Annotated in this window: 1 protein-coding gene and 1 pseudogene; both read left to right on the top strand. The window is 77.4% G+C overall.

Annotated features, from left to right (window positions below):
• Nucleotides 1–101: 101 nt before the first annotated feature.
• Nucleotides 102–1190, top strand: a complete 1089-nt coding sequence (locus tag ABEB16_RS17135; RefSeq protein WP_345713434.1) for an adenosine deaminase — start codon at nt 102–104, stop codon at nt 1188–1190.
• Nucleotides 1191–1250: 60 nt separating this feature from the next.
• A pseudogene (locus ABEB16_RS17130) lies at nt 1251–2034 on the top strand (hypothetical protein); the annotation flags it as partial.

Raw genomic sequence — 2034 nt, 5'->3', positions numbered from 1 at the left:
GACGGCCGCGATGGAGCTGGGCCTGCTCCCCCCGCCGACCCGGTGACCCCGCCCGGGCGGCCGGCGGGAGCACGGGACCGTCCCCTGGCAGACTCCGCAGGGTGACGGGAACCCCCGCCCGGCAGGACGGCACCCGCCCCGCCCCGCCGGGCCGCAGCACCACGACGCTGCCCAAGGCCCACCTGCACCTGCACTTCACCGGGTCGATGCGCCCGGCGACGCTGCTCGAGCTCGCGGACCGCCACGGCGTCCGGCTGCCCGCCGCGCTGCGCAGCCAGGAGATGGTCAACCTCTCCCCCGACGAGCGCGGCTGGTTCCGCTTCCAGCGGCTCTACGACGCCGCCCGCAACTGCGTGCGCACCGCCGAGGACATGCAGCGCCTCGTGCTGGAGGCCGCCGCCGACGACGCCGCGGAGGGCTCGCGCTGGCTGGAGCTGCAGGTGGACCCGACGTCGTACGCCGTGCACGTGGGGGGCATCACCCCGGCGCTGGAGATCGTGCTGGACGCCGCGCGCACCGCCAGCGCGGTGACGGGCGCGGAGGTCGCCGTCGTCGTGGCCGCCAGCCGGATCCGCCACCCCCTCGACGCCCGGGCGCTGGCACGGCTGGCCGCCCGGTACGCGGGCAGCGGGCCGGGCACCGTCGTGGGGTTCGGGTTGTCCAACGACGAGCGCCGCGGCAGCACCGCGGACTTCGCGCCGGCCTTCGCGATCGCGCGCCGCGCCGGGCTGGCGTCGCTGCCGCACAGCGGGGAGCTGCTGGGGCCGGACCACGTGCGCGAGACGCTGCGGGCGCTGCACCCGGACCGGCTCGGGCACGGCGTGCGCAGCGGGGAGGACCCCGCGCTGCTGGCCGAGCTCGTGGCGGCCGGGGTGGCGCTGGAGGTGTGCCCGGCCAGCAACGTCTCGCTGGGCGTGTACCCGTCGATGGCGGACGTGCCGCTGCGCCGGCTGGTGGCGGCCGGTGCGCAGGTGGCGCTGGGCGCGGACGACCCGCTGCTGTTCGGCCCTCGCCTGGCGGCGCAGTACCGCAGCGCCCGGGAGGACCACGGCTTCGACGACGCCGCGCTGGCCGCGCTGGCACGCGGCTCGATCTCGGCCTCGCGGGCACCGGAGGCCACCAAGCGCCGGCTGCTGGCCGAGGTCGACGACTGGCTCGCGCGCCCGGGGGAGGGCGCGCAAGGGCGTTGACGGGGACACCGGCACCTGATTGAGTCAATGAGTTAGTTCATTGACTCTTCGGAGGTCGTCATGGGTGGGCCCCTGCTCATCGCCGTCCCCGTCCTGCTCCTCGCCATCGCGGCCGGCGTCGCAGGAGTCCTCGTCCTCAACACCCGGGCGCGCAGCCGCGACCTGGCGCAGACGGTCGCCGCCGCGCGGCGGCACGGCACCGCGTTCGGCGTGCTGGCCCTGCTCTGCGGTGCCGGAGCGTTCGCCGCCCTGGCGGCCGGACCGACGCGCGGGATCGACCGCGGCGTGCTGTTCGCCGTCGCACCGCTGCTCGCCGCCGCCGCCCACGCGTCCGTGATCTGCGCGGGTGAGCTGACCTGGCCCCGGCCGCGCGGGCAGGTGCGCACGGCCCGCCTGTCCCGCCGGCGGACGCGCGACGTCGTTCCGCGCTGGCTGCGGCGGACCTGCCTGGCCGCTGCGACCGGCCTCGGAGCGGGCCTCACCGCCGGCGCCCTGCTCGCCGACCCCGACGGGCGCCACCTCACCGGGCTGGGCACGGCCGGCCCCTTCCCCGGTGCTTTCTACGGCGCACCCGTGCTCGCCGCGGCGCTGCTCGCCGCCGCCGCGACCCTCGCTGCACTGCACCTCAGCACCCACCGCGCGGCGGTGGTGGGCGCCGAACCGGAGACCGACGCACGGCTGCGCCGCACCAGCACCCACCGCGCGCTGCGCGTCACCGCGGCGGCCGCGCTGTTCACCCTGGGCGGCCTGTGCTTCTTCGGCGGCAACGCCGGCCATGCCGTCAGCAGCAGCAGCTACAAGATCGGGGACGAGCCGTGGCAGCACGACCTGCTGCCCTGGCCGG

It is taken from the genome of Kineococcus glutinatus (assembly GCF_039542765.1).
Classification (GTDB): Bacteria; Actinomycetota; Actinomycetes; order Actinomycetales; family Kineococcaceae; genus Kineococcus_A; species Kineococcus_A glutinatus.
This window is presented reverse-complemented; position numbering and strand designations above follow the sequence as displayed.